This window comes from Clostridium weizhouense (genome assembly GCF_019431045.1).
Taxonomy (GTDB): domain Bacteria; phylum Bacillota; class Clostridia; order Clostridiales; family Clostridiaceae; genus Clostridium; species Clostridium weizhouense.
Genome location: NZ_JAHXPT010000040.1, coordinates 1 through 1,264 on the forward strand (window position 1 = coordinate 1; position 1,264 = coordinate 1,264).

Annotated in this window: 2 rRNA genes; both read left to right on the forward strand. The window is 24.4% G+C overall.

From position 1 onward, the window contains the following. Positions 1-59 (forward strand): 16S ribosomal RNA (locus KYD98_RS18020); the annotation flags it as partial. 1,129 nt (positions 60-1,188) lie between these two features. Further along, positions 1,189-1,264, forward strand: a 23S ribosomal RNA gene (locus tag KYD98_RS18025); the annotation flags it as partial.

The following is a 1,264-nucleotide window of genomic DNA, read 5'->3' on the forward strand; positions in this document are numbered from 1 at the left end:
TTGGGGTGAAGTCGTAACAAGGTAGCCGTAGGAGAACCTGCGGCTGGATCACCTCCTTTCTATGGAGAAATCTAGTTAACATGATGTTTAACTAGTAATAATATTTTAAAAGTCTTACTTAAAAGTAATTAAAGTTAACTTAAATGTTAATTATTCTGTTCAATTTTGAGAGATTTAAAAACGTGTAGAATACTCTACACGTTTTTTTGATGTCTATGAAAGTATAGAATTTCTTAATATTAAAAGGCTAATAAAATTTAATGTAAATGAGATATTTTGAAATATGTATAAATATATAGAATAAATTTTTTTATAACAATTAAATTAAGCGTAGATAATTTAAATTAATTTTAATCTATTTTTTATTAGTTGGTTTATTTATTATTATATATTAATATAAAAAGATATCAACAATTAAGAAAAAAGATATCCACATTATCAACATATGTATTATAAAAAAATGTGAATAATATATATATAAAAATTAATTATTCATATTAAGTTATTTTTATTAAAGCGTAACTTTGATATAGAAGCTTATATATCATATATAATGTAAGAATAAATCATATTTTAGGAAAACAGATTTAAGATACAAATCTATTTTCCTAAAATAGTTTAAATAATAATTTAAAATTTTCTATAAGTCATATAATATGTAAACATTTACAATGTCTTTAAAACAAGAATCAATCGATATTTGCAAAAAAATAAAAAAAAGTGTTGACATAAATAATATAAGTTTATATAATAATACTTGTCGCTGAGAGGTGACACAACAAATAAAAGAAAAAAGTTCTTTGAAAATTGCATATAAGAATACGAAGTTTAGTAAAACTTAGTACGAGGAATCAGATGATTTTTGTAACGAACGTATTTCATACGTGAGTGAAAAATCATGTAGATGACGAAGTAATAAGATTTAATAAACAAGTATATTGTATATAATACAACAAGCCAAGAATATATTCTTTGTAATATTAATTACCTAGATAATTACTCAAGTAATTATTGGCAAATTGTGAAGTTTATTGACTAAGTAATTAGTGATAATAAATAAACAATTTACGAAGTTTAGTAGTGATTAGTGCAAGGAAACAAAGAATTTATGAAATGAGAAGTACTTTGGTACGTGAATGAATAAATTCTGAAGTTGACGAAGCAATAAGCACTAATAAGCGAGTAAAAGGTCAAGCTACAAAGGGCGCATGGTGAATGCCTTGGCATCAGGAGCCGATGAAGGACGTGATAAGCTGCGATAAGC